The sequence below is a fragment of the Bradyrhizobium sp. CCBAU 45321 genome (assembly GCF_028128975.1).
Taxonomy (GTDB): Bacteria; Pseudomonadota; Alphaproteobacteria; order Rhizobiales; family Xanthobacteraceae; genus Bradyrhizobium; species Bradyrhizobium yuanmingense.
Genome location: NZ_LFKZ01000129.1, coordinates 136118 through 159713 on the forward strand (window position 1 = coordinate 136118; position 23596 = coordinate 159713).

A 23596-nucleotide genomic window follows, 5' to 3' on the forward strand; every position below is an offset into this window, starting at 1 on the left:
CGAAAGTACGGTGCGCCATCGGCGTCGTCAACTTAAAATTGTGATCAGAAAAAATGCGCGCCGATCAGCCTGCGCGCGACGATTTGCGCTCGCCCGTGAGTGCATTTTCGGCGGCCCGGCTCATCAATGAGGCGTAATCGTCGCCGAACAGCACCTGGCAGAAGCGGATCGCGGCCTGCACCTGCTGCTGCCGATAGGTGCGGACCTTGTGATCGGCGGCACGCAGCGACTGCACCAGCTGCTCGGTCGACCGTTCCACATATTGCTGGAGATCGGAGAAGGTACGCAGCGTCACCTCGTTGATCGCAAGCTCGCTCGCATAGTTGCGGCACGTCGCGACGAAGTCGATCAGTGCCACCGTTTCCTCGACTTCGGTGCTGTCGATCCGCGCGCCCGGCGGAATGTCCTTTTCGGGGCGCTGGCGCAGGATGCGGCGGACGCGGCCGGGAACGCTGTCGATCTCGGACTGCAGCGCATTGGAGATGTCGGCCCGGATCGAGGTCAGTTGCTTGCCCCAGGCCGAATCGTTGCGCAGGTCGAGCTCGGTGCGCAGTCCGCGCACGCCGTCGTGCAGCGTCTTGAGGTTGCCGGCGACATGGTCGAAATGGCCGCGCTTGATGTCCATGCGCAGGACCGCGGCGACGCAGGACAGATCATGCAGGGCCATCGTGACGGCCACACCGTAGGGCGTCGCCGCGACGCGGATCTCGTCATCGGACGCCGCTATCTTCACCGCAAGGCGGATGATCTGCCAGGGCGCGGTCATCCGCTGCACGACGATCGACAAGGCGAAAGGCAGCATCTGCGGCGTCTGAAGCGCCGGAATGTTGAGCGCCGACGTCACCGAGGCGATCTGGGAATCCCCGAAGGCCCGCAAGGTGCGCGGCAGTTTCTCGTTCAATGTCGCAATGGCGTCCCGGACCTGGAGCACCGCACCGATCGAATAGAGATCCTCGATCACGTTGGGCGGTCCGACCCGGGCCAGCGCCCGGGACTTGTCGCCGCCGCCCGGCCCCGTCAGCTCGAAGATCGCATCCGCGGCCACGGCCTGAAGCTTCTGCGCCAGGGCTTCGACCTGACCAGCACTGTCCGCCGGCATGCGCGCCAGCGCCGCCTCGAATTCGTTCACCTTGTCCGGTGCGCCGTCACGGCCAAGCCACTGCCAGATCGGCTGCAGCGAGGAGCGGCGAATCTGGCCGGACCTGACAGGAGTGCCCGCTTCGACGAGGAACGGTTCCAACACCTGGAATAGGAGCCGCGACAGATCGTCCGTGCGCGGCGGCAAAGCCTCGTCGGCCTCGCTCTTGCGGACGATCTTGCGCAGCTGCTCGAGCACGAGGGTGGCCACGGCCGTGTCCTGGCCGCGCTCCAGCGCACGCTCGAACTCCCGCATCAGCAGTGCCTGCGACTGCGGCGGGAGCTGCGCGAGATATTCCCTCAGCCGCTCGATCGATGTCTGGCTCATGCGCCCGGGTAATGCACGGTAAAATGGCGGACATGGGATGGGTCCGGCGCGATCATAGGGGGTCCCCACTTAAGAAGCCGTTTAGGAAGCTGCCTCGAATGCCTCCCATGCTTCGCTCGAGGAGCCTCAGCCGCGCCGGAAATTGTCGTCGAAACAAGGGATTATAGTCCGGGAAGAACCAGCTCGGCGCGCAGACCCCCAGTCGGGGCGCTGCCGAGCGAAAGGCTGCCGCCATAGAGGGCCGCGAGGTCGGTCACGATCGACAGCCCCAGTCCCGACCCGGGCTTGGACTCGTCGAGGCGCTGGCCGCGCCGGGCGACCTGGGCGCGCTCGGCTTCCGACAGGCCGCGGCCGTCGTCGTCGACGATGACCCGCAAACGCGGGCCGGCGCCGGCCCGCTGTGGCGGCTCGACGAGGATATCAATGAGGACGCGCGAGGCCGCCCATTTGCAGGCATTGTCGACGAGATTGCCGACCATCTCCTCAAGATCCTGCCGCTCGCCCCGGAACTTGGCGGATGGATCGGCCTTGGCCTCGACCGCGATGCCGCGGTCGCGATGGATCTTCTCCATGGTCCGCCGCAGTCCCTCGATGGCAGGCGCCACCTCCGTCACGGTCGCGACCACCGAGACCCGTGCCGCGATGCGGGCGCGCTCCAGATGATGGGCGACCTGGTCGCGCATCACATCCGCCTGCTCCATCACCTTCTCCGCGAACGGATCGGCGGCATGCGCGCTGGCTTCGTTGACGATGACCGAAAGCGGCGTCTTGATCGCATGAGCGAGATTGCCGACATGGGTGCGCGCTCGCTCGACGATCTCGCGATTGGCGTCGATCAGCGCGTTGGTCTCGCGCGCCAGCGGCGCGATCTCGACCGGGAATTCACCCTCGAGCCGTTCCGCCCGCCCGGAGCGGATGTCGGCGATCGCGTCCGAGATGCGCTTGAGCGGTGCAAGGCCGAAACGGACCTGGAACACGGTCGTCAGCAGCAGCACGATGCCGAGCGCCGTGAAGGTGCCGCCGAGATAGTAGTCGAAGCTGCGTGTCTCGTCGAAAATCTCGGTATCATCCCCGGCGACGCTGACCAGAAATTTGCCGTCGGCACCGAGATCGACCGGCCGTTCCACCATGCGCAGATTCTGCCCTTCCGGCCCGTCGACATAGGCGAGGCGGATGCCGGCGGCGGTGAGCTCGGCACCCTGCTCTTCGAGCTTCGGTAGCTTCTTGTCCCAAAGCGAGCGCGAGGAGCGCACTTCCGGCTTTTCGGTGTCGGTCCGCGTGATCTGCCAGTACCAGCCGGACAGCGGCAGGTCGAACAGGGGCTCGCCAAGCGACTGGAACTGGCGGTCCGGCGGCTCGTCGGGCGTTGCGACCTCGGCGATGAGGGTGCGCAAATAGAGATTGAGCCGGCGGTCGAAGGCGCGCTCGGTGGCGTTCTTGTAGACCGACGACAGCACCACGCCTGTGATGGCCAGGATCACCACGAGCCAGGCGGTCGCCGACAGGAACAGTCGGTTCGCAAGCGAGCTAGCGGCCATCGGAATGATCCCGGGCGGCGCTGGATGGCAGGTGGTCGGACGTCATGACCGGACCAAGGGCCCTGTTCGGCCTCCCGTCAAGCCAAGATACTTCAAAGGCCGGAACGCCTCAGGCGCCCGGGGCCGGCGGCGGGGTCAGGAGATAGCCCAGACCGCGGACGGTCTGGATGATGTCGACGTCGAGCTTCTTGCGGATGCGGCCGACGAAGACCTCGATGGTGTTGGAGTCGCGGTCGAAATCCTGGTCGTAGAGATGCTCGACCAGCTCGGTGCGCGAGACCACCCGCCCGGAATGGTGCATCAAGTAGGCCAGAAGCCGATATTCGTGCGAGGTCATCTTGATGGGATTGCCCGACACGCTGACCCGGCCGGTTCGGGTGTCGAGCGTCACCGGGCCGCAGGTCAATTCGCTCTGGGCATGGCCGGTGGAGCGGCGCAGCAGGGCGCGGATGCGCGCCAGCACCTCCTCGAGGTGGAACGGCTTTGCGACGTAGTCGTCGGCGCCGGCATCGAAGCCCTGCACCTTGTCGCTCCAGCGGTCGCGTGCGGTGAGGATGAGGACCGGCATGGTGCGGCCGTTGCGGCGCCAGGCTTCCAGCACCGAGATGCCGTCCTTCTTCGGCAGGCCGATATCGAGCACCACGGCGTCATACGGCTCGTTGTCGCCGAGATAGTGCCCCTCCTCCCCGTCGAAAGCCCGATCGACGACATAGCCGGCGTCGGTCAGCGCCTTGGTGAGCTGGCGATTGAGATCGGGGTCGTCCTCAACAACGAGCAGGCGCACGCTTCTCTCCAAGGATAGGCTGCAAGAACAGGCGACATGAACACCGCCACAGATGAGCAATTCCGGCGTGAACTGAATATGAACGCAGGGAACCGGGCTACGTTACTTTTTGGTCATATACGACCTGGCGCGCACAAATGCGACTGCGCCCACCATGCCGCCGGAGGAGCCGGCGGCATGGTGGGCGCAACGTGCCGCATCGCGCGGCGAGCCGGAAGGTGCCGGCGTGCTGATCCGCCGTCAGGTCCGGAAGAACACGAACCAGACGACGGCGAGGATCAGGATCGCAAGCCCGGTCGAGATGGCGAGCAGCGCCGCCACCGAAGGTCCGGGCTCGCCCTGGCGCGCCTCGGTCGGAGTTTCAACGATCCGGTTCTGCTCTCGCCTGGTTGCCATGGTGACCTCGATCTGTGGCTGTCGCGTCGGATGGCCGCGACCTCCTCGGCGATGAATTGCCGGGGCAACGCGTCATCTCGGGCGATGTTCCGGTCCATGGGCCCGCCCGGCAAACACGGCGCAGGCGGCGATTAACGCCGTTGCAAGATTCCGCGCCGGCGGTTGCTATGATTCGCAACTGGGCGATGGTATCCTCAAAGCTTGTCCGCTGTTGCGTCTGGAGTAGCCCATGGCCCCCCGCGCCAATTGGAAGGGTTTTCTGCGTCTGTCGCTCGTGACCTGCCCGGTCGCGCTCTATCCGGCCACTTCGGATACGGAGAAGGTTTCGTTCAACCAGATCAACCGCAAGACCGGCCACCGCATCAAGTATCTCAAGGTCGATGCCGAGACCGGCGACGAGGTGACCTCCGAGGACATCGTCAAGGGCTACAAGGTCGACACCGACACTTATATCGAGGTCACCAAGGACGAGCTGGACGACATCGCGCTCGATTCCACCCACACGATCGAGATCGACGAGTTCGTGCCCAAGGCCGACATCGACAACCGCTATCTGATCCGCCCCTACTACCTCGTGCCGGACGGCAAGGTCGGCCACGACGCCTATGCGGTGATCCGCGAGACCATCCGCAGCATGGACAAGGTCGCGATCGGCCGCGTGGTGCTGACCAACCGCGAGCACATCATCGCGCTGGAGCCGCTCGAGAACGGGCTGATGGGCACGCTGCTGCGCTACCCCTACGAGGTCCGCAGCGAGAAGGAATATTTCGACGACATCCAGGACGTGAAGCTGACGAGGGACATGCTCGACCTCGCCAAGCACATCGTCGAGAAGAAGTCCGGCGCGTTCGAGCCCGAGCTGTTCGAGGATCATTACGAGACCGCTCTGATCGATCTCATCAACAAGAAGCGCAGCGGCATGCCGATTACCGCCAAGGCCGCACCGAAGACCGGCGGCAACGTCATCAGCTTGATGGACGCGCTGAAGAAGAGCATCGCGAACGAGAAGGACGCGGCGCCCGCGGCGAAGGTCGCCAGGGACACGGCCAAGGAGACCGCCAAGGACACCAAGGCCAAGAAGCCGAAGAAGCGCGTCGAGGGCCAGCGCGAGATGCTGCTGCCGATATCGGGCAAGGGCGGCAAGGAAGCTGCGGCGAGGGCTGCGACCACGCCGAAGAAGGCCGCCGACAAGCCGGTGCGCGCGCCGGCGCGGGCAAAGAAGGCCGGCTAACAGCACCACACCCCGCGATCACGCCGTGATGTCTTCCCTCGCCGACCGGCCGGCCTGACATGCCCTGGTCGACGACCTTCGACGATCCCGTCCGCGTGAGCAACAAGCGCAAGCTGCTCACGCTTCAAGAAGCCGCCGACTACATCATGGAGCTGCCCGAGGACGCCCAGCACGAAGCGCATTGGCAGACGGCGATCGAGACCTTGATCAATGCGGCCGAGACCGGCGGCGGCTGGGTGATGTTCGCCCGCATCGCGATGTTGCGGGCGCTGAATGCGGACGGCCGGCGCGGATGAGCGCGATCGAGACATCCTTGCCTATTCGTTGACGAACAGGCTCAACAATCGGTTAAGCGGCCAAGCCAATGGGGCAATGCACCCGGGCTGTCGGTTTGACTTCATTTTGAACGGATCGACGGAACCCTAATTTAATGAATGCCGTCGTACGAGCTAAGGTGCGATCGCCGCGTTTTGGCGCGCTCGAAGATTTGTTCGATCGATTTGCAAGTCCGATAACGACGCGACCATCCATCGGATCGGATGAACAGGAGTTGGCAATGCGTCTGCTTAGGTCCTTCCTTGCCGATGAGAATGGCGCAACCGCAATCGAGTACGGCCTGATCGCTGCTGGGATCGCTCTGGCAATCGTGACCATCGTCAACAGCACGGGCGCTGCGCTGCTCAACAACAAGTTCAACTCGGTCAGCACGGCGATGAAGTAACGGCCGGCCGACGGCCTCGCCCTGCAGCCAACCTGGCGTGCCGACGAAACATCCCGGCTCGCCACAAGGGGCGTTTCGCGACCGTCACGAGACGCGGACCGGGATGCGGTGGCGCCGCCAGCGCTGTACGGTAAAACAGAAATTCTGTAAATACGAATATTTTGGCCGCGCGCGACTGACCCAGCGCTGGCGTGTTTCGCCCGGCGGGCAAATCAAGGGGTCGTGGCACTCGGCCACTCGCACCGCATTTCCGTCAATTTTGCACGCCATGTGAGGGTTAATATTTTCTCGGCGCGGCGCGAAGTGCCGTACCTTCAATCATTGAAGCAGATCTATTTGAAGGGATGACAATGAGACGCTCGACGCTCCTGGCGCTCAGCCTCACGCTGGCCGGCATCTGGCCGCACGACGGCGCGAACGGGCAGAGCTCGATGGCGCCGCCGGTGTCGCTTGCCGCGCCCGAGGCATCGCCGCCGCGCACGAGCGCCACACGTTCCAGAGTTCCACCCGCCACCTCCGCCAGAGAAGTTTCGCCACCTGTGGTCGGCGGGCTTCCGCAGGCGCCCAACCCGGGTGGCGATTATGACGGCTTCAGCGTCACCGAGGACAATGCCGCACCCGGCGAGGTGACACCGCCTGCGAGGTCGCGCGCGGCAAAGGAAGTCAGATCCAACCAGGATGCTGGCTCTTCTTTCGATCAGGAAGACGAGGCTTTGAAGCGAAAGCTGACGATCTGTCAGAACTGCAAATAGGACATCTGAAGGCCTATCAAGTTAACAACCCCGACCATTCTTCTGCTTGCGACCGCAGCTTGGCCGACGTCCGCGCCCGCCGAACAGAACGAGAAACTGCAGCAGGTGATTTCCGATTTCAAGACTTGCGTGCGTGCGTATTCATCCATAGCGCAAACGGCGGGCGTTGGGACGCGCAGCGACACTTTCGACTTTTTCGTCGACAGATGCGGTCCTCCTCTCAGCAAGCTCGCGCCGGCAGACGTTGGAAAGATTCCTCCGGGCGTCTTTCGAGCTGCCATCGGCGAGGAATGGACTGCCTCGACGAGATGAGCCGAAGCGGTCCTGCATGGCAGACCTACCTGCGTAGCCAAGGAGCCGCGCTTTACGCTTCCGGAAATTCCTGATCCTCTCCTCCCAACAAGCCGGATCAACCGGCCTTAGCCTGAGGAGAGAGACGCCATGAAGCTCGGCACCGCCATTGCGGAAATCATGAGGCGCGAGGGGATCGAGATCCTCTGCGGCTATCCGGTCAACCATCTGATCGAGCACGCGGCCAAGGCCGAGATCCGCCCGGTGATGGTGCGGCAGGAGCGCGTCGGCATCCACATGGCGGATGCGATCTCGCGGGTGACGTCAGGGCGCAGCATCGGCGCCTTCTGCATGCAGCACGGGCCGGGCGCGGAGAATGCGATGGGCGGCGTGGCGCAGTGCTTCGGCGAATCCGTTCCCGTGCTGGTGCTGCCGATGGGCTATCAGCGCAGGCTGGCGCATATCGAGCCGAACTTCAATTCCACCGAGGCGATGAAGCCGTTCGCGAAATCGTCCGAGCCGATCATCCTCGCGACCGAAGTCGTCAACATCTTCCGCCGCGCCTTCACCAGGCTGAAGAACGGCCGCGGCGGGCCCGTCATCGTCGAGATCCCCTCGGACATGTGGAACGAGGAAGTGCCGGAGCCGCTGAACTACACGCCGGTCCTGCGCACCCGCTACGGCGCCGACCCCGTTCACGTCAAGGAAGCCGCCAGCCTGCTCGTGAACGCAAAACGGCCGGTGATCTATGCCGGCCAGGGCGTGCATTACGCGCAGGCCTGGCCGCAACTGAAACGGCTCGCCGAGCGGCTGGCGATCCCCGTCACCACCAGCTTGGGCGGCAAATCATCGTTTCCGGAGACGCATCCGCTGTCGCTCGGCTCCGGCGGCCTCGCAGTGCCGCGCGCGGTGCCGAAGTTTCTGGCCGAGGCCGACGTCATCTTCGGCATCGGCTGCTCCTTCACCGAGACCAATTTCGGCATTGCAATGCCGAAGGGCAAGACCATCATTCATTCGACGCTCGATCCCAATCATCTTAACAAGGATGTGGAAGCGAACATCGGGCTGGTCGGCGATGCCGGCCTCGTGCTCGACGCGCTGCTGGAAGAGATCGGCAAGACCGTCACCGCGGATCGCGATGCATCCGCCGTCGCGGCCGAGATCGCAGCCTCGCACAAGGAATGGCTGACGAAATGGATGCCGAAGCTGACCAGCAACGACGCGCCGCTCAGCCCCTACCGCGTGCTGTGGGATCTCCAGCACACCGTGGACGTCGAGAATACGATCATCACCCACGATGCGGGCAGCCCGCGCGACCAGCTCTCGCCGTTCTGGAAAGCGGTCGAACCCCTCACCTATCTCGGCTGGGGCAAGACCACGCAGCTTGGCTACGGCCTCGGTCTTGCGATGGGCGCCAAGCTGGCAAGGCCCGACAAGCTCTGCATCAACGTCTGGGGCGATGCCGCAATCGGCTTCACCGGCATGGATTTCGAGACCGCGGTGCGCGAGCGCATCCCGATCATGTCGATCCTGCTCAACAATTTCTCGATGGCGATCGAGCTGAAGGTGATGCCGATCTCGACCGAAAAATATCGCTCGACCGACATTTCCGGCGACTACGCCGCGATGGCCCGCGCCTTCGGCGGCTACGGAGAGCGGGTGACGCGGCCGGAGGACATCGTGCCCGCGATCAAGCGCGGCATCGCGAAGACGAGGGAAGGCGTGCCGGTGCTGCTGGAGTTCATCACAGCCAAGGAGACCGAGGTGTCGCGGCCCGGCACGTGAGCGGAGCCGATGCGGGCACGGCTGCGAGCCGCTGGCTCCGGCCGCAGAAGTTGTGATAATCCGGCCCGGTGCCGCGCACGCCGCGGCATCAAGCTGGACCGGGAATGACGACCGTTTTGCAGGAAATCGAGGAACTCGAGCGCCGATTGCGGTCGGCCGCCGCCGAGATTGCGCAGCTGCGGGCCGAGCTTGCGACGGCTCGGGATCGCCAGAGCGCCAGCGCCGAGATCCTGCGTACCATCGCGGCCTCGCCGTCCGATGCGCGGCCGGTCTTTACGGCGGTCGCCGCCAGCGCAAAGCGCCTGCTCGGCGGCTTCTCCGCCACCGTGCTTCAGTTCATCGGCGACGAGCTTCACCTCGTGGCATTCACGCCGACCACCCCGGAGGCGGACGCAGGGCTCAAGGCGTCGTTCCCGCGCAAGATCGCGGACTTCCCGACTTTTAGCCTCGTGCGCGACGGCCAGACGATCCAGTTTCCCGACAGCGAGGCGGCCGACGTCCCGGCACTGAACCGGGAGCTGGCGCGGCTGCGCGGCTTCCGCAGCGTGCTGTTCATGCCGCTGATGAACCGGGGCGTGCCGGTCGGCATGATCAGCGTCACACGCACGGTAACGGGTGCATTCGCGCCCGACCTCGTAGAGCTGCTGCAGACCTTCGCCGACCAGGCCGTGATCGCCATCGAGAACGCGCGCCTGTTCAACGAGACGAAGGAGGCGCTGGAACGCCAGACCGCGACGGCCGATATCCTGAAGGTGATGGCGGCCTCTCCGTCCGACGTGCAGCCGGTATTCGAGGCGATTGCCACCAACGCCAACCGGCTGATCGGCGGCTTCTCCACCGCGGTGCTGCGTTATGTCGACGGCGCCGCGCACCTTGCGGCATTCACGCCGACGGATCCCGCGGGCGATCGCGTGCTCCAGGCCTCGTTCCCGGTGCCGTTCGCGCAGTTTCCGCCCTACCAGCTGGTGGCCAATGGTACCGCGGCGCAATTGCCCGACACCGAGGTCGAGCCGGCCGCGCGCGACATCGCGCGGGCCCGCGGCTATCGCAGCATGCTGTTCGCGCCGCTGATGAGCGAAGGCGAAGCCATCGGCATCATCATCGCGACGCGCCGCGCGATCGGCAACTTCGCCGAGCATCATGTGCGCCTGCTGCAGACCTTCGCCGACCAGGCGGTGATCGCGATCAAGAATGTCAGCCTGTTCAACGCGACCAAGGAAGCACTGGAACGTCAGACTGCGACTGCCGACATTCTCAAGGTGATCGCGGCTTCACCGTCCGATGTCACGCCGGTGTTCCAGGCCATTTCCGACAGCGCCAAGGCGCTGATCGGAGCGCACTCCTCGACCGTCACCCGCGTCGTCGACGGGATGCTGCATCTGGCCGCCTTCACGACCGACAATGAGGCCGGCAATGCGGATCTGCTGAGCTCGTTTCCGGCGCCGCTGTCCTCGTCGGGCATTCACAGTCGGGTGGCGAGCAGCGGCGAGTATGCCTTCCGCAGCGACATGCAGAACGAGCCTGATCTTACCGAAGCCATGAAGGAGCTGGCGCGAACACGCGGTTACCGCAGCATCCTCGTGGTGCCGATGCTGCGCGATGGCCTTGCGATTGGCACCATCGCCGTCACGCGGCGGGAGCCCGGTCATTTCCCGGACAAGGCGATCAACCTGCTCAAAACTTTTGCCGACCAGGCCGTGATCGCGGTCGAGAACACGCGCCTGTTCAACGAGGTTCAGGACCGCACCAGCGAGCTCGCCAAATCGCTCGATGATCTCCGCGCCGCGCAGGACCGCCTGATCCAGACCGAGAAGCTGGCGTCACTGGGCCAGCTCACGGCCGGCATCGCGCACGAGATCAAGAACCCGCTCAACTTCGTCAACAATTTCGCCTCGCTGTCTGCCGAGCTGACCGAGGAGCTGAACGAGGTGCTCGCGCCGGTCCCGCTCCCCGAGAATGTCCGCAGCGAGGTCGACGAGCTGACGGGGCTTCTGCAGGACAACCTCGGCAAGATCGTGCAGCACGGCCGCCGCGCCGATTCCATCGTCAAGAACATGCTGCTGCATTCGCGCGAAGGCGGCGGCGAGCATGGGCTGAGCGACATCAATGCATTGGTCGAGGAGAGCCTGAATCTCGCCTATCACGGCGCACGCGCCGAGAAGCCCGGATTCCACGTGACGCTGAAGCGCGCGCTCGATCCAGCGGCCGGACAGGCCGAAGTGTTTCCGCAGGAAATCACCCGCGTGCTCCTGAACCTGATCTCGAACGGCTTCCACGCGGTCATCAGGCGCAAGGCCGACGGTGCCGCCGGTTACGAGCCGACGGTGATCGCGGCGACGCGCGATCGCGGCGATAACGTCGAGATTGCGATCCGCGACAACGGCACCGGCATTGCCGACGATGTGAAGGAGAAGATGTTCAATCCGTTCTTCACCACCAAGCCAGCCGGCGAAGGCACCGGCCTCGGGCTGTCGATGACCCACGACATCGTCGTGAAGCAGCACGGCGGCACGATCGACGTCGCGACCGAGCCGGGCAAGTTTACTGAATTCACGATCGTGCTGCCGCGCAAGAGTGGTCTGTCAGACAATAGCTGAGGTTGAATCGCGCGGTGGGTGCTTTCGGCAAACTGGCGTGGCTCATTCGGCGGCAATTGCTGTCGTTCTCCGGCGTCGGCCTCATGCTCGGTGCCCTGTTCTTCGCAGCCGCGCTGACGCCGACGCTGATCCCGCGGAGCTATCTCACGCAGGGCGCCATCGCCGGCGCCTGCTTCGGGATCGGCTATCTCGCCGGCAACGTCTGGCGCTGGCTGTGGCACTATCTGGAATTGCCCGAGCCACCGGCGCGCCTGAGATCGACCGCAAACGCGCTGGTGGCGGCCGCCTGCCTGCTCGTCGTCATTGTTTTTCTGTGGCGGGCAGCCGGATGGCAGAACTCGATCCGCACCGTGATGAAGATGGCGCCAGTCGAGACCGCCCATCCGCTCAAGGTCTGCGCCATCGCCGTGATGACGTTCGTCGTGCTGCTGGTGCTGGCGCGGCTGTTCGCGCTTGCCGTGCGCCTCATCGCCGCGCGTGCGAGGCGCGTCATTCCGCGGAGGATCGCGAACGTCATCGGCGTGCTCGCCGCGGGCCTGTTGTTCTGGTCGATCGCCAGCAATGTCCTGATCCGCACGGCGTTCAACGCGCTCGATTTGTCCTTTCGCGAAGTCGACGCCTTGCTTGAGCCCGAGCGGCCGCAGCCGACCGCGCCCGAACGAACGGGAAGTGCCGCCTCGCTGGTGAAGTGGACGCAGCTTGGACGCATGGGGCGCAGATTTATCGCCTCGGGGCCGACCGCAACTGAGATCAGCGCCGTTACAGGAAGGCCCGCGCGGGAGCCCGTGCGGGTCTATGTCGGCCTTGGCGGCGCCGAGACGGCGCAAGCGCGCGCCAGGCTTGCGCTCGACGAGCTCAAGCGGCAGCACGGGTTTGATCGCGACACACTCATCGTCGTTACGCCGACCGGAACCGGCTGGATCGACCCTGCCGCGATGGACACCGTCGAATATCTCCACCATGGCGACGTCGCCAGTGTCGCGATGCAGTATTCCTATCTCAACAGTCCGCTGACGCTGCTGTTTCAGCCCGAATCCGGTGCAGAAGCGGCGCGCGCCCTGTTTTCGGAAATTTACGGCTACTGGACGACGCTGCCGAAGAACCGGCGGCCGAAGCTGTACCTGCACGGACTGAGCCTCGGCGCGATGAACTCGGAAAAATCCGCAGAGCTGTTTGAGATGATCGGCGATCCGATTGCGGGCGCACTTTTGAGCGGCGCGCCGTTCGAAAGTCGCATCTGGCGCTCGATCACGGCAAACCGCAATCCGGGCACGCCGGCCTGGCTGCCGGAATTCCGCGACGGCCGCTTCGTGCGCTTCATGAACCAGAATGGACCGACGGTGCCGGCAGATGCGCCCTGGGGTCCGATGCGCATCGTCTATCTGCAATATGCGAGCGACGCGATCACGTTCTTCGCCTATCGCGACGCCTATCGGGCCCCTGACTGGATGACGGCGCCGCGCGGGCCGGATGTGTCACCGGAGCTGCGATGGTATCCAGTCGTGACGATGCTGCAGCTCGCCCTCGACATGGCAGTCGCGACCAATACCCCGATGGGCTTTGGCCATGTCTACGCGCCCGAACATTACGTCGATGCCTGGGTCGCCGTCACCGATGTCCATGATTGGTCCGCCGACGCGCTGGCGCAGCTCAAGACCCATCTTGCGGCGGCGGCGCGAAAGGCCGCCGAGGGCAATGTCGCAAACGAGCCTTACGCCGATCGAGGCGGCTAGCCTACTCGGCCATCTCCACTGGCTGCTTGGCCGAGGGTCCGGCCAGCGGCCGCTCCTCCATCGCGATCAGGCACAGCGCAGCAATCGTCATCAGCGCGGTGGCGGCGCCGAACACGTAGCGGAAGGCGTGCCGCATGTCGTCGGCGGGGATCGCGACGGCGCCCGCGGCGTGATGCTCGCCGGCGAGCGGGATGTCGGTGCCGAGCGCGATGAGCAGGATCGCGGCGAAGGCCGCCACCGTGAACGAGGACATCAGCGAGCGGAAGAAGTTCATCGCGCCGGTGATGGTGCCGACTTGCGGACGCGCCACCGAATTCTGTAGCGAGACCACGCATACCGGAAAAGTCGTGCCGAGTCCCAGCGCGAACGCGGCCATCAGCAGCAGCAGACCCCAGAGCGGCAAGGTGGTGACCGTGAGGGCGAGACCGCACAACGCGGCCCATGACGTGCCGATGATGGCGACGCGCTTGTAGTGTTTCGCGCGAGCCATGGTGCGGCCGGCGACGGCCGCGCCGACGGTCGAGACCGCCGCAAGCGGGATCAGCGCAAGCCCCGCCTCGCTGGCGGTGAGATGATAGACCTGCTCGTAATAGAGCGGCAGCTGCACGGTGAGGCCGGTGATCGCGCCGAGGCCGCAGCCGCCCGCGGTCAGCGCGAACGGCGCCACCGATCCCGTCAGCAAGGGCAGCGGCAGGAACGGCTCGTCGGCCCGCCGGGCATGCCATACGAAGGTCACCGCGAGCGCAACGGCACCGCCCACCATCGCCAGCACGGTCGGCGACAGCCAGGGATAGCGCGTGCCGCCCCAGGTCAGCACCAGCATGAAGACCACGGCGGACGCCATCAGCAAGACGCCGCCGAGCCAGTCGACCTTGCGCTTGCGGTGGAACACCGGGATCTTCTTCATCTTCGGCAGCAGCAATGCGAGCGCTGCGGCCGCAAGCGGCAGGTTGATCCAGAAGATCATCGACCAGTGCAGATGCTCGGCGAACACGCCGCCGATGACCGGGCCGAGGATGCCGCCGACCATCCAGACGCTGGAGAAATAGGCCTGATACTGCCCGCGCTCGCGCGGGCTCACCACGTCGGAGATCACGGTCTGCACCACCGGCATGATGCCGCCGCCGCCGAGGCCCTGAAGCCCGCGTGCCAGGATCAGCATCGGCATGTTCGGCGCGATCGCGCACAGCACCGAGCCCGCGACGAACAGGCTGAGCGAGATGATGATCATGACGCGGCGGCCGTAGATGTCGCTGAGCGTGCCGAACACCGGCGCGACCGCGGTCGAGGCGAGCAGATAGGCGGTGATCACCCAAGAGAGATTGGAGACGTCCTGGAACTGGCGTCCGATGGTCGGCAGCGCCGTCGCCACGATGGTCTGGTCGAGCGCGGCCAGGAACATCGTCAGCATCAGGCTGATGACGATGGTGCGGACTTCGTCGGAGCTCAGCGGCACCGGCGGGGCGATCGAGGGCGCGTCGTCGACGCTGATGACCTCGCTCGGCAGGCGGGACAGCTCTTCGGCAATATCGTCGGGCAAGGCCTGGATGTCGGCAGAATCGCTCTGCCGGTCGAACTTGTTCATCTCGATCGGGCGTCGTGACGCGGTGCAACACCGCGAAGGATTCGTACTATGCAGCCCAATGTAGAGGGGAAATTTCTTCCCAGGCAGGCACCGCGACGCATGGGTGCATCCCGCCTTGAGGTCATCGCAAAGACGTGACCTCGGCGCGGCGGCGGATCAGTCCTTCGGACGTCGCTTCAAGCGCGCTCGCTTCGGCAAGGTCGCCGGCCATTGCACGATGTGGTCCTCGAGCTCCTCGTCCGGGACCTCCTCCTCGCTGCCTTCCACGCGGCCGCGCACGGAGACGCCGGCTTCGTGCACGGTGTTGGGGTCACCCGAAACCAGCGGATGCCACCAATAGAGGTCGCGCCCTTCGGCGACGAGTTTGTAGCCGCAGCTCGGCGGCAGCCAGTTCAGGGTGCGGACATTGGCCGGGGTCAGGCGGACGCAGTCCGGAACCTTGTCGGAACGATTCGGATAGTCCTTGCAGGCACAGCTCGTCCCGTCGAGCAGCTTGCAGCCGATATGGGTGAAGTAGATCTGCCCGGTGTCCTCGTCTTCGAGCTTGTTCAGGCAGCAGCGGCCGCAGCCGTCGCACAGGCTTTCCCACTCGCGCTCCGACATCTGTTCCAACGTCTTGGTTTTCCAGAAGAATCCTTCCTGGCCTTGAGATCGTTTGGGAGCTGCGGTCATGCGCCTCAACAACAGTTCGATAGAGCTACGGCAACGCCATCTAGGGCGCGCGGCGGCAATGGTGCAAGCGAGGCCCCTTTGAGGCCCGTAATGATCCGGGGTCAATTAGGCCTGTTGTTCAAAATAGCGAGCGTGGCCATTGGTTTATGAGCCCCGCTCGGCTAGAAGGAACAGCAAGTCCCTCGGATGCTGGCCGGGCGCCTTGGGTTTGCCGCAACATACCCGCAAGACGTCTCGATGCCGCCCCGGCCGGGTGCTTGAACGCTTTCGAAGCAAGCCGCAAGGGTTCTAGGTGCGCCAGATCATACCACCGCATTGGAAGCAGAGGATCCGGAATTTCTTCCTGGATCTCGATGCGCGCATCGACTCCTCGCTGTTCTCCTCGGCCAAGGGCATCCGCGAGCTCTACGAGCGCTACTCGACCTTCATGGACCGCTTCTATGTCGGGCGGTGGAAGCGCTGGGTGTTCATCGAGCCGTTCTCGGAGGCCGCAACCCTCGGGCTTGGCGGCCTCGTCGTGATGCTCGCCCTCGCCATTCCCGCCTTCCGCGAGACCGCGGACGAGGACTGGCTGAAGAAGTCCGACCTCGCGGTGAGCTTCCTCGACCGCTACGGCAACCCGATCGGCAGCCGCGGCATCAAGCACAACGATTCCATTCCGCTGGAAGACTTTCCAGACGTGCTGATCAAGGCGACGCTGGCGACCGAGGACCGCCGCTTCTACGAGCATTTCGGCATCGACATCGCCGGCACCGCGCGCGCGCTCGTCACCAACGCGCAAGCCGGCGGCGTCCGCCAGGGCGGCTCCTCGATCACCCAGCAGCTCGCCAAGAACCTGTTCCTGAGCAACGAGCGCACCATCGAGCGCAAGGTCAACGAGGCCTTCCTCGCGATCTGGCTGGAATGGCGCCTGACCAAGAACGAGATCCTCAAGCTCTATCTCGACCGCGCCTATATGGGCGGCGGCACCTTCGGCGTCGACGGCGCGGCGCATTTCTACTTCAACAAGTCCGCGCGCGACGTGACGCTGGCGGAAGCGGCGATGCTCGCCGGCCTGTTCAAGGCGCCGACCAAGTACGCCCCGCACATCAACCTGCCCGCCGCCCGCGCCCGCGCCAACGTCGTGCTGGACAACCTCGTCGATGCCGGCTTCATGACCGAGGGCCAGGTGTTCGGCGCCCGCCGCAACCCGGCCTTCGCCGTCGACCGCCGCGACGAGGCCTCGCCGAACTATTATCTCGATTACGCCTTCGACGAGATGCGCAAGCTGGTCGACACCTTCCCGAAGTCCTACACCGAGCGCGTCTTCGTGGTCCGCACCGCGATGGACGCCAACTTGCAGAAGGCGGCGGAGGCCGCTGTCGAGAACCAGCTTCGCCAGTTCGGCCGCGACTACCACGCAACGCAGGCGGCGACCGTCGTTGCCGACCTCGACGGCGGCGTCCGCGCCATGGTCGGCGGGCGCGACTACGGCGCCAGCCAGTTCAACCGCGCTACCGACGCCTATCGCCAGCCGGGTTCCTCGTTCAAACCCTACGTCTACGCCACGGCCCTCTTGAACGGCTACACGCCGAACTCGGTCGTGGTCGACGGTCCGGTCTGCATCGGCAATTGGTGCCCGCAGAACTATGGCCATTCCTATTCCGGCTCGGTGACGCTGACGCAGGCGATCACCCGCTCGATCAACGTCGTGCCGGTGAAGCTGTCGATCGAGATCGGCCGGAAGAACGAGCCCAAGACGCAGAACCCCGCCAAGGTCGGCCGCGCGAAGATCGTCGAGGTCGCGCGCCGCTTCGGTCTCAAGGCGCCGCTGCCCGACACGCCGTCGATGCCGATCGGCTCGGACGAAGTCACAGTGCTCGAGCACGCGGTCGCCTACGCGACCTTCCCGAACCGCGGCAAGGCGGTGACGCCGCATGCGGTGCTGGAGGTGCGCACCGGCGCCGGCGACCTGGTCTGGCGCTGGGACCGCGACGGACCGAAGCCGCGGCAGGCGATCCCCGCCTCCGTCGCCGCCGACATGTCCGGCATGATGAGCCACGTCGTCAGCGAAGGCACCGCGCGCCGCGCCGCGCTGGACGGCATTCCGACCGCGGGCAAGACCGGCACGACCAATGCCTATCGCGACGCCTGGTTCGTCGGCTTCACCGGCAATTTCACCTGCGCGGTGTGGTACGGCAACGACGATTATTCGCCGACCAACCGCATGACCGGCGGCTCGCTGCCGGCGCAGACCTGGCACGACATCATGCTCGTGGCGCATCAGGGCGTCGAGGTCCGGGAGATCCCCGGCATCGGCATGGGCCAGAAGCTGCCGCCGCAGCATGTGAGCAACGCGCAGGCCAACGCGGCGCCGAAAGTGCTCGAGACCAAGCCCGGTCCGCCGCCGGTGCTGACCAAGCGCGGCGCCGACATCCTGGTGCGGGTCGAGAAGCTGCTGGATGATGCGGCCAAGGCCGCGAACAAATCGACGGCGAATGACAGCAATCCGGCGAGGCCGTCCTCGTCGGCGAGCGCGCTCGCCTTCCCGCAGAACTATGCGGAAGACAACGCCAACGCCTCCGCCCCGCGCAAGAACTGATCGAAAGCAAGTGCGGCTGATCCTGACCACATTGACGGCGCTTCTTCTCGCGACGGTCGTCGGCGTCGGCGCGACGTGGATGACCACGACGCGCGGCACCGAGATCGGCGCGCTGACCATCGGCCCCTGGACGGCACGGCCGCGCACCGGCACCGCCGACGTCGATCCCTATTCGCGCGCCACCATCGTCCGCAACGGCGAGCTGCCGATCGGCACCGGCGACGGGGTCGCCTTCACCGCAACCACCGACGACAGGAAGAAGGCGCTCGACGGCCGCTGCGACGTGGTCATCTCCGGCGTGACGCCGCCGGCGCGGTTCTGGACGCTGACGCTCTACGACCGCAAGGGCCATCTCGTCGCCAATTCGCTGCAGCGCTACGGCTTCACCAGCCAGGAGATCGTGCGCTCCTCCGACGGCTCGTTCGAAATCCGGATCGCCTCGCGCTCGCGCGCCGGCAATTGGCTGCCGACCGGCGGCATCGAGCGCTACGCCTTGATGCTGCGTCTCTACGACACGCCGGTCGGCGTTGGAACGCGCACCCAGCGCGATGCGCCGATGCCGAGCATCACCACGGTGGGCTGCTCATGATCCGGCTCGTCTTCACCATCGTCGCTGGCGTGGTGCTGGGCCTCGTGGTCCATCTCGTCAGCGTGCTGGCGCTGCCGCGGATCGCGACGCAGGATGCCTATTCGCGGCTGACGCCGATGACCAGGGTGAACGCCGTCACCCAGCTTCCCCTCGCCGATCCCAACAATTCGCCGATGCCGTTCATGGATCCGGCCTTCGCGCTGGCGATCTGTCGTTATGATCTGTCTGGCGGGCCGATCAAGCTCACCGTGCCGGTGAGCCAGGCCTACACCTCGGTGTCGTTCTACACCCGCAACGAGATCGCCTATTACGCCATCAATGACCGCTCCGCGGGCCGCAAGGTGATCGAGCTCGATCTGATGACGGAAGCGCAGCATAGCGAGCTGCCAGAGGACGAAGAGGTCACCGCGGCCGACCGCCTCATCATCGATTCCCCGACCACGACCGGCCTGATCCTGATGAAGGCGCTCGCGCCCGAGCCCGGCTTGATGCAGCAGGCGCAAGGCTCGCTTCAGGCTGCGACCTGCGCCCCGCAGACCGAGCCGCCGGCCAAGGCCGAGGCACCGCGCAGCCGGCGGTGAGCGCGGCCGCCAAACAAAAAGTGCGAAAACAACCCCATGCACAGTAGCGGGGCGTTGAAATCGTTACGCTCTTCCGCCGACCGCAACGATACTGCCGGGGACGCGTGCGTACCTTTGACTCGTCGGGCAAAACAGGGGCATACTGGCATCATCGAGAGTTCGTCACACCCGCACGGAGCCGTCCGTCGCGGGTGTTGTCTTTGGCGCATCTTTCCGTCGTGTCCATGCGAAACAATCCTGCCGCGTTCGGCTCGGGCACAATCATCGGCACTCTGGGCGGCTTGATCGGTCTCGGCGGTGCAGAATTTCGGCTGCCCCTGCTCATCAGCCTGTTCGGATTTCGCGGCCTCGAGGCGGTGGTTCTCAACAAGGCGACGAGCCTGATCGTGGTGGCGAGCGCACTGCCGTTTCGCGCACGCGCCGTTCCGTTCGCGGAGATACATGCCCATTGGCCGATCATCCTGAACCTGCTGGCGGGCAGCCTTGTCGGCGCCTACGCCGGGGCATCCTGGGCGACGCGTCTGGAGTCCGGGACGCTCTACAAGATCATTGCCGTCCTGCTGCTCCTGATCGCCGGCATGCTTTTGTTCGCACATGGCAACGAGGCGGCAACCCCACCGGCGCTGACAGGCGTGAGCCTGATCGTCGCGGGCATAGCAGCGGGCTTTGCGATCGGGATCGTGGCATCGTTGCTCGGCGTCGCCGGAGGGGAATTCCTGATCCCCACCCTGATCCTGTTGTTCGGCGCGGACGTGAAGCTGGCGGGCAGCCTCTCACTCGCGGTGAGCCTGCCGACCATGCTGGTGGGATTTGCACGCTATAGTCGCGACCAGAGCTTTTCGGTGCTCCGCGCAAATTGGCAGTTCATGCTTGCGATGGCCATCGGGTCCATCACCGGCACATTCATCGGCGGCCTGCTTCTCGGCGTCGTCCCGAATTCGATTCTTCTGCCGGGATTGGCTGTGATCCTGGTCATTTCGGCCGTGAGAATCTGGCGGCATTAGTAGGCTGGTTCCCGCGACGTGCCCTCGATCGGTTCGCAGATCGAGACGGATCGCTAATGGATGATCTGGCAGAGGAAATCCCTCGCCCGCTCCGTGCTCGGTGCGCGGAAGAAGGTTTCGGGGTCGGCTTCCTCGACGATGCAGCCGCGATCCATGAACACCACCCTATCAGCGATCTCGCGGGCAAAGCCCATTTCGTGCGTGACGCAGACCATGGTCATACCGTCCTTCGCGAGCTCCACCATAGTGTCGAGCACTTCCTTGACCATCTCCGGGTCGAGCGCGGAGGTCGGCTCGTCGAACAGCATGATCTTCGGCTGCATGCACAGCGCCCGCGCGATGGCGACGCGCTGCTGCTGGCCGCCGGAGAGCTGCCCCGGATATTTGTTCGCCTGGTCGTGAATGCGCACCTTGCGCAACAGACCGATCGCTCGCTCATGCGCATCAGTGCGGGACAGGCCCCGCACCTTCATCGGCGCCAGCATGCAGTTCTCGACGACCGAGAGGTGCGGAAACAGGTTGAAGCTCTGGAACACCATGCCGACCTCGCGACGAACGCCGTTGACGTCGGTCATGCGGTCCGACAGCTCGATGCCGTCGACGACGATGCGCCCCGCATCGTGCTTCTCGATGTGGTTGATGCAGCGGATCAGCGTCGACTTGCCCGAGCCGGAGGGGCCGCACAGCACGACCTTCTCGCCGACGGCAACAGTGAGATTGACGTCGTTCAGGGCCGTGAAATGGCCGAACCGCTTCACCAGATTTTCCACGGTGACGATGGACGCCCGATTCCTCGCAGCGAGCTCAAGCATTTTCCTCTCCAAAGACTGGGATGACCGTGCGCAGCGCTAGCGGCGTAGTCCCGCGATCGCATACCGCTTGCGTAAGGAGGCCACGCATTGCGATGCCGCCGAGCTGATGGCGAGGTAGACCACCGCAATGACCAGATACATCTCGACCAGACGGCCGTTCAGCTGCGCGAGTTTCGAGGCTGCGCCAAGCAGATCGGTGAGCGAGAGCACGTAGACCAGCGAGGTGTCCTGGAACAGGATGATGGTCTGGCTCAGGATGATCGGGCTAGTCACGCGGAGCACCTGCGGCAGGATCACGGAGCGATAGGTGTCGAAGGTGGACAATGCGAGCGCCTGGCAGGCCTCGAACTGTCCCCGGTTCACGGCGCGCAATCCGACGCGGATGATCTCCGAATAATAGGCGGCCTCGAACAGGCCGAAGGTGATGAACGCGGTCCAGGTGGCGCCGATCGGGATCGGCCGTCCGCTTCCGTTGAGATGACCGAGCACGATCGGCACCAGGAAGAAGAACCAGAACAGGACCAGGATCAGCGGGATCGAGCGCATCAGGGCGACATAGCCGCGCACGAGCTTGCCGAGCACGGGCACTTCGAAGTGCTGTACCAGGGCTAGACAAGTGCCGAGGAGCAGGCCGACCACGAAAGCAACGGCGGTCAGCGCCAGCGAAAACAGCAGGCCCGACCAGAGGTAAGGCCACGCCTGGAGGACAACGGAGAAATCGAGGCTGTTCATTTCACGATCTCCATCGCATCAGGCAGAGAGTCGATCGGTTGGGTGGCGCGCGTCGCGGCGGGTTTGACTGCATCGTCCGCAGGGCCCGTGCCCGGAATGCGCACGGCCCTGTCGATCAGCGCCATCCCCTGATAGGCGATGAGCGCCAGCGCGAGGTAGACAAGCGTTGCGGCGCCGAAAGCGGTGAAGGTCTGGAATGTCGCTTCGCTGATCTGGCGGGCCTGCGCCGTCAGCTCCATCAGTCCGATGGTGAGCGCGACCGAGGTGTTCTTGTAGATGCCCATCACCTCGCTGGTCAGGCTCGGGATGATCAGGCGCAGCGCCTGCGGAACGATGACATAGCGATAGGTCGGATACCCGCTGAGCCCGAGCGCGCTTGCCGCTTCGACCTGACCTTTCGGCAGGGCCTCGATCCCGGCACGCACCTGTTCGGCGATCCGGGCGGCGGTGTAGAGACCGAGGCACACCAGCGCCGGAAAGAACGATCCCCAGGGCGGCGGAATCTGCTTGATGGCGTTCCCGAGCGACACGGGAAGTATCTCCGGCAGGACGAAGTACCAGAGAAACATCTGCACCAGCACGGGAATGTTGCGGAAGATCTCCACATAGAGACGGGCAAGCGCCGCGACGGCCCAGTTTTGCACGGTGCGGCCGATGCCGACGACGACACCGACCGCGAAGGCGATCCACCAGCCGAAGAACGCCAGTGCCAAGGTCCAGCCGAGGCCCGACACGAGCCAGTCGATATAGCGCTGGCCGTCCGCGGTCTGTTCAAGAAGCACTGCAAACATGGCGAACCTCGGGGCTCGGTTTGCGGGACAGTCTCTGCCGACGTCGCGATCAATCGACGGCGTCGCTGGGATGCGCGATCCGTTCCGTGAGCTCGACCGTCAGCGGAAACGCCAGGTTCTCATTCTTGGGCGGAATTGGCCTGGTGAACCATTTGGCGTAGGTCTTTTCGAACTGGCCCGACGCCATCTGCTTCGACAAAACGTCGTCGACCAGCGCCTTGAAGCCGGTATCGCCCTTCGTGAACATCAGGCCATAATAGATCTTGGCGTAACCCTCGGGGAGAAATATCAGCGCATCCGGCTTCGGAGCTGCGGCCTTGAGGCCGGCGAGCAGAATATCGTCTTCCATGAAGGCGGCCGCGCGGCCGGTGTTCAACATCAGGAAGGATTCGGCATGGTCCTTGGCCTGGACGATGTTGAAGCCGAGCTGCTCCTTCGCATTCACGCCTTGCGCGAAGCCGACGGCATTGGAGCCCTGGGTCACGACGATGGTCTTGCCCTTGAGATCGCCGGCCGTCTTCAGGCCGCTGTCCGCTTTGACCAGCCAGCGCGGCTGGCTGACGAAGGTGGCGACGGAAAACGAGACCTGCTCCTGCCGCTTCCTGTCGTTGGCGGTGCCGCCGCACTCGATGTCGACGGTGCCGCTCTGGATCAGCGGGATGCGGTTGGACGAGTTCACCGGAACGTAATTGACTTTGAGATTGGGTAAGGCGGTCTCCACCTTGATGCGCTCGACGATGGCTGCGCAGAGATCGAGCGAGAACCCGATCGGCTTCTGGTCGGGACCGAGGTAGGAGAACGGGATCGAAGCCTCGCGGTGGCCGATGGTGATGGCGCCGTTCGACTTGATCCGGGCGAGCGTGGGGCTGTTGGCGGCAGAAGCGGCGTTGCCAAGGCCGCCAATGACCGACAGAATGCTCAAGACACATGCAAACTTCGTCATGTACGTCTCCTTG

Annotated in this window: 21 protein-coding genes; 11 read left to right on the top strand and 10 right to left on the bottom strand. The window is 64.8% G+C overall.

The features are described from left to right. Positions 1 to 64 precede the first annotated feature (64 nt). From ACM43_RS30480 to ACM43_RS30495, 4 genes are all read right to left on the bottom strand, one after another. Positions 65 to 1465: a hypothetical protein gene (locus ACM43_RS30480; protein ID WP_271545199.1), complete on the bottom strand. Its 1401-nt coding sequence runs from the start codon at positions 1463 to 1465 to the stop codon at positions 65 to 67. Positions 1466 to 1626: 161 nt separating this feature from the next. Then, on the bottom strand, positions 1627 to 3003 hold the full coding sequence (locus tag ACM43_RS30485) for a sensor histidine kinase (protein WP_271545200.1): 1377 nt from the start codon (positions 3001 to 3003) through the stop codon (positions 1627 to 1629). Between the two features lie 109 nt (positions 3004 to 3112). Then, positions 3113 to 3787 carry a response regulator transcription factor gene (locus tag ACM43_RS30490; protein WP_036005801.1) on the bottom strand — a complete coding sequence of 225 codons (675 nt, stop codon included), beginning with the start codon at positions 3785 to 3787 and terminating at the stop codon, positions 3113 to 3115. Positions 3788 to 4027: 240 nt separating this feature from the next. After that, a complete protein-coding gene (locus ACM43_RS30495) occupies positions 4028 to 4183 on the bottom strand; it encodes a hypothetical protein (RefSeq protein ID WP_167361642.1) in 156 nt (51 codons plus the stop codon). A gap of 229 nt (positions 4184 to 4412) precedes the next feature. Between ACM43_RS30495 and ku the strand changes: the two genes are divergently transcribed. The 7 genes from ku (at position 4413) to ACM43_RS30530 (ending at position 13293) form a co-directional block, all read left to right on the top strand. Beyond that, positions 4413 to 5414, top strand: a complete 1002-nt coding sequence (ku, locus tag ACM43_RS30500) for a non-homologous end joining protein Ku (RefSeq protein WP_271545201.1) — start codon at positions 4413 to 4415, stop codon at positions 5412 to 5414. A gap of 59 nt (positions 5415 to 5473) precedes the next feature. After that, complete coding sequence (locus ACM43_RS30505) at positions 5474 to 5710, top strand: hypothetical protein (protein WP_128262589.1); 237 nt, start codon at positions 5474 to 5476, stop codon at positions 5708 to 5710. A 260-nt stretch (positions 5711 to 5970) separates the two neighbouring features. Next, positions 5971 to 6135, top strand: coding sequence for a Flp family type IVb pilin (locus ACM43_RS30510; RefSeq protein WP_036005811.1), 165 nt, complete (start codon positions 5971 to 5973; stop codon positions 6133 to 6135). Between the two features lie 350 nt (positions 6136 to 6485). Beyond that, positions 6486 to 6887, top strand: coding sequence for a hypothetical protein (locus ACM43_RS30515; RefSeq protein WP_157282466.1), 402 nt, complete (start codon positions 6486 to 6488; stop codon positions 6885 to 6887). A 441-nt stretch (positions 6888 to 7328) separates the two neighbouring features. Beyond that, positions 7329 to 8963, top strand: coding sequence for a thiamine pyrophosphate-requiring protein (locus ACM43_RS30520; RefSeq protein ID WP_271545202.1), 1635 nt, complete (start codon positions 7329 to 7331; stop codon positions 8961 to 8963). 104 nt (positions 8964 to 9067) lie between these two features. Beyond that, positions 9068 to 11560: a GAF domain-containing sensor histidine kinase gene (locus ACM43_RS30525; protein ID WP_271545203.1), complete on the top strand. Its 2493-nt coding sequence runs from the start codon at positions 9068 to 9070 to the stop codon at positions 11558 to 11560. Positions 11561 to 11643: 83 nt separating this feature from the next. Continuing rightward, positions 11644 to 13293 carry an alpha/beta hydrolase gene (locus tag ACM43_RS30530; protein ID WP_271545658.1) on the top strand — a complete coding sequence of 550 codons (1650 nt, stop codon included), beginning with the start codon at positions 11644 to 11646 and terminating at the stop codon, positions 13291 to 13293. Position 13294: 1 nt separating this feature from the next. Here ACM43_RS30530 and ACM43_RS30535 read toward each other — a convergent pair whose 3' ends face one another. Both ACM43_RS30535 and ACM43_RS30540 read right to left on the bottom strand, forming a co-directional pair. Beyond that, positions 13295 to 14878: an MDR family MFS transporter gene (locus tag ACM43_RS30535; protein WP_271545204.1), complete on the bottom strand. Its 1584-nt coding sequence runs from the start codon at positions 14876 to 14878 to the stop codon at positions 13295 to 13297. 156 nt (positions 14879 to 15034) lie between these two features. Next, positions 15035 to 15550 carry a YcgN family cysteine cluster protein gene (locus ACM43_RS30540; protein WP_157282462.1) on the bottom strand — a complete coding sequence of 172 codons (516 nt, stop codon included), beginning with the start codon at positions 15548 to 15550 and terminating at the stop codon, positions 15035 to 15037. A 292-nt stretch (positions 15551 to 15842) separates the two neighbouring features. On the opposite strand from ACM43_RS30540, the gene ACM43_RS30545 reads away from it, so the two are divergent. The 4 genes from ACM43_RS30545 to ACM43_RS30560 all read left to right on the top strand — a co-directional run bounded on the left by ACM43_RS30545 (position 15843) and on the right by ACM43_RS30560 (position 20305). Further along, entirely contained in the window at positions 15843 to 18131 is a 2289-nt protein-coding gene (locus tag ACM43_RS30545; protein WP_271545205.1) for a transglycosylase domain-containing protein, read from the top strand. 10 nt (positions 18132 to 18141) lie between these two features. Continuing rightward, complete coding sequence (locus tag ACM43_RS30550; protein ID WP_271545206.1) at positions 18142 to 18720, top strand: DUF1214 domain-containing protein; 579 nt, start codon at positions 18142 to 18144, stop codon at positions 18718 to 18720. Then, positions 18717 to 19301 (top strand): DUF1254 domain-containing protein, encoded by a 585-nt coding sequence (locus tag ACM43_RS30555; protein ID WP_271545207.1) that lies wholly within the window; start codon positions 18717 to 18719, stop codon positions 19299 to 19301. The genes ACM43_RS30550 and ACM43_RS30555 overlap by 4 nt, the downstream gene beginning before the upstream one ends. Positions 19302 to 19525: 224 nt before the next feature. After that, on the top strand, positions 19526 to 20305 hold the full coding sequence (locus ACM43_RS30560) for a sulfite exporter TauE/SafE family protein (protein WP_157282720.1): 780 nt from the start codon (positions 19526 to 19528) through the stop codon (positions 20303 to 20305). 53 nt (positions 20306 to 20358) lie between these two features. On the opposite strand, the gene ACM43_RS30565 is transcribed toward ACM43_RS30560, so the two are convergent. Genes ACM43_RS30565 through ACM43_RS30580 form a run of 4 tightly spaced genes read right to left on the bottom strand, consistent with a single transcriptional unit; the run spans position 20359 to position 23583 of the window. Continuing rightward, entirely contained in the window at positions 20359 to 21117 is a 759-nt protein-coding gene (locus ACM43_RS30565) for an amino acid ABC transporter ATP-binding protein (RefSeq protein ID WP_271545208.1), read from the bottom strand. Positions 21118 to 21153: 36 nt separating this feature from the next. Then, on the bottom strand, positions 21154 to 21849 hold the full coding sequence (locus tag ACM43_RS30570; protein ID WP_271545209.1) for an amino acid ABC transporter permease: 696 nt from the start codon (positions 21847 to 21849) through the stop codon (positions 21154 to 21156). Beyond that, positions 21846 to 22640, bottom strand: coding sequence for an amino acid ABC transporter permease (locus tag ACM43_RS30575; protein ID WP_271545210.1), 795 nt, complete (start codon positions 22638 to 22640; stop codon positions 21846 to 21848). Before ACM43_RS30575 ends, ACM43_RS30570 begins: the two co-directional genes overlap by 4 nt. 49 nt (positions 22641 to 22689) lie before the next feature. Then, a complete protein-coding gene (locus ACM43_RS30580; RefSeq protein ID WP_271545211.1) occupies positions 22690 to 23583 on the bottom strand; it encodes an amino acid ABC transporter substrate-binding protein in 894 nt (297 codons plus the stop codon). Between the last annotated feature and the right edge of the window lie 13 nt (positions 23584 to 23596).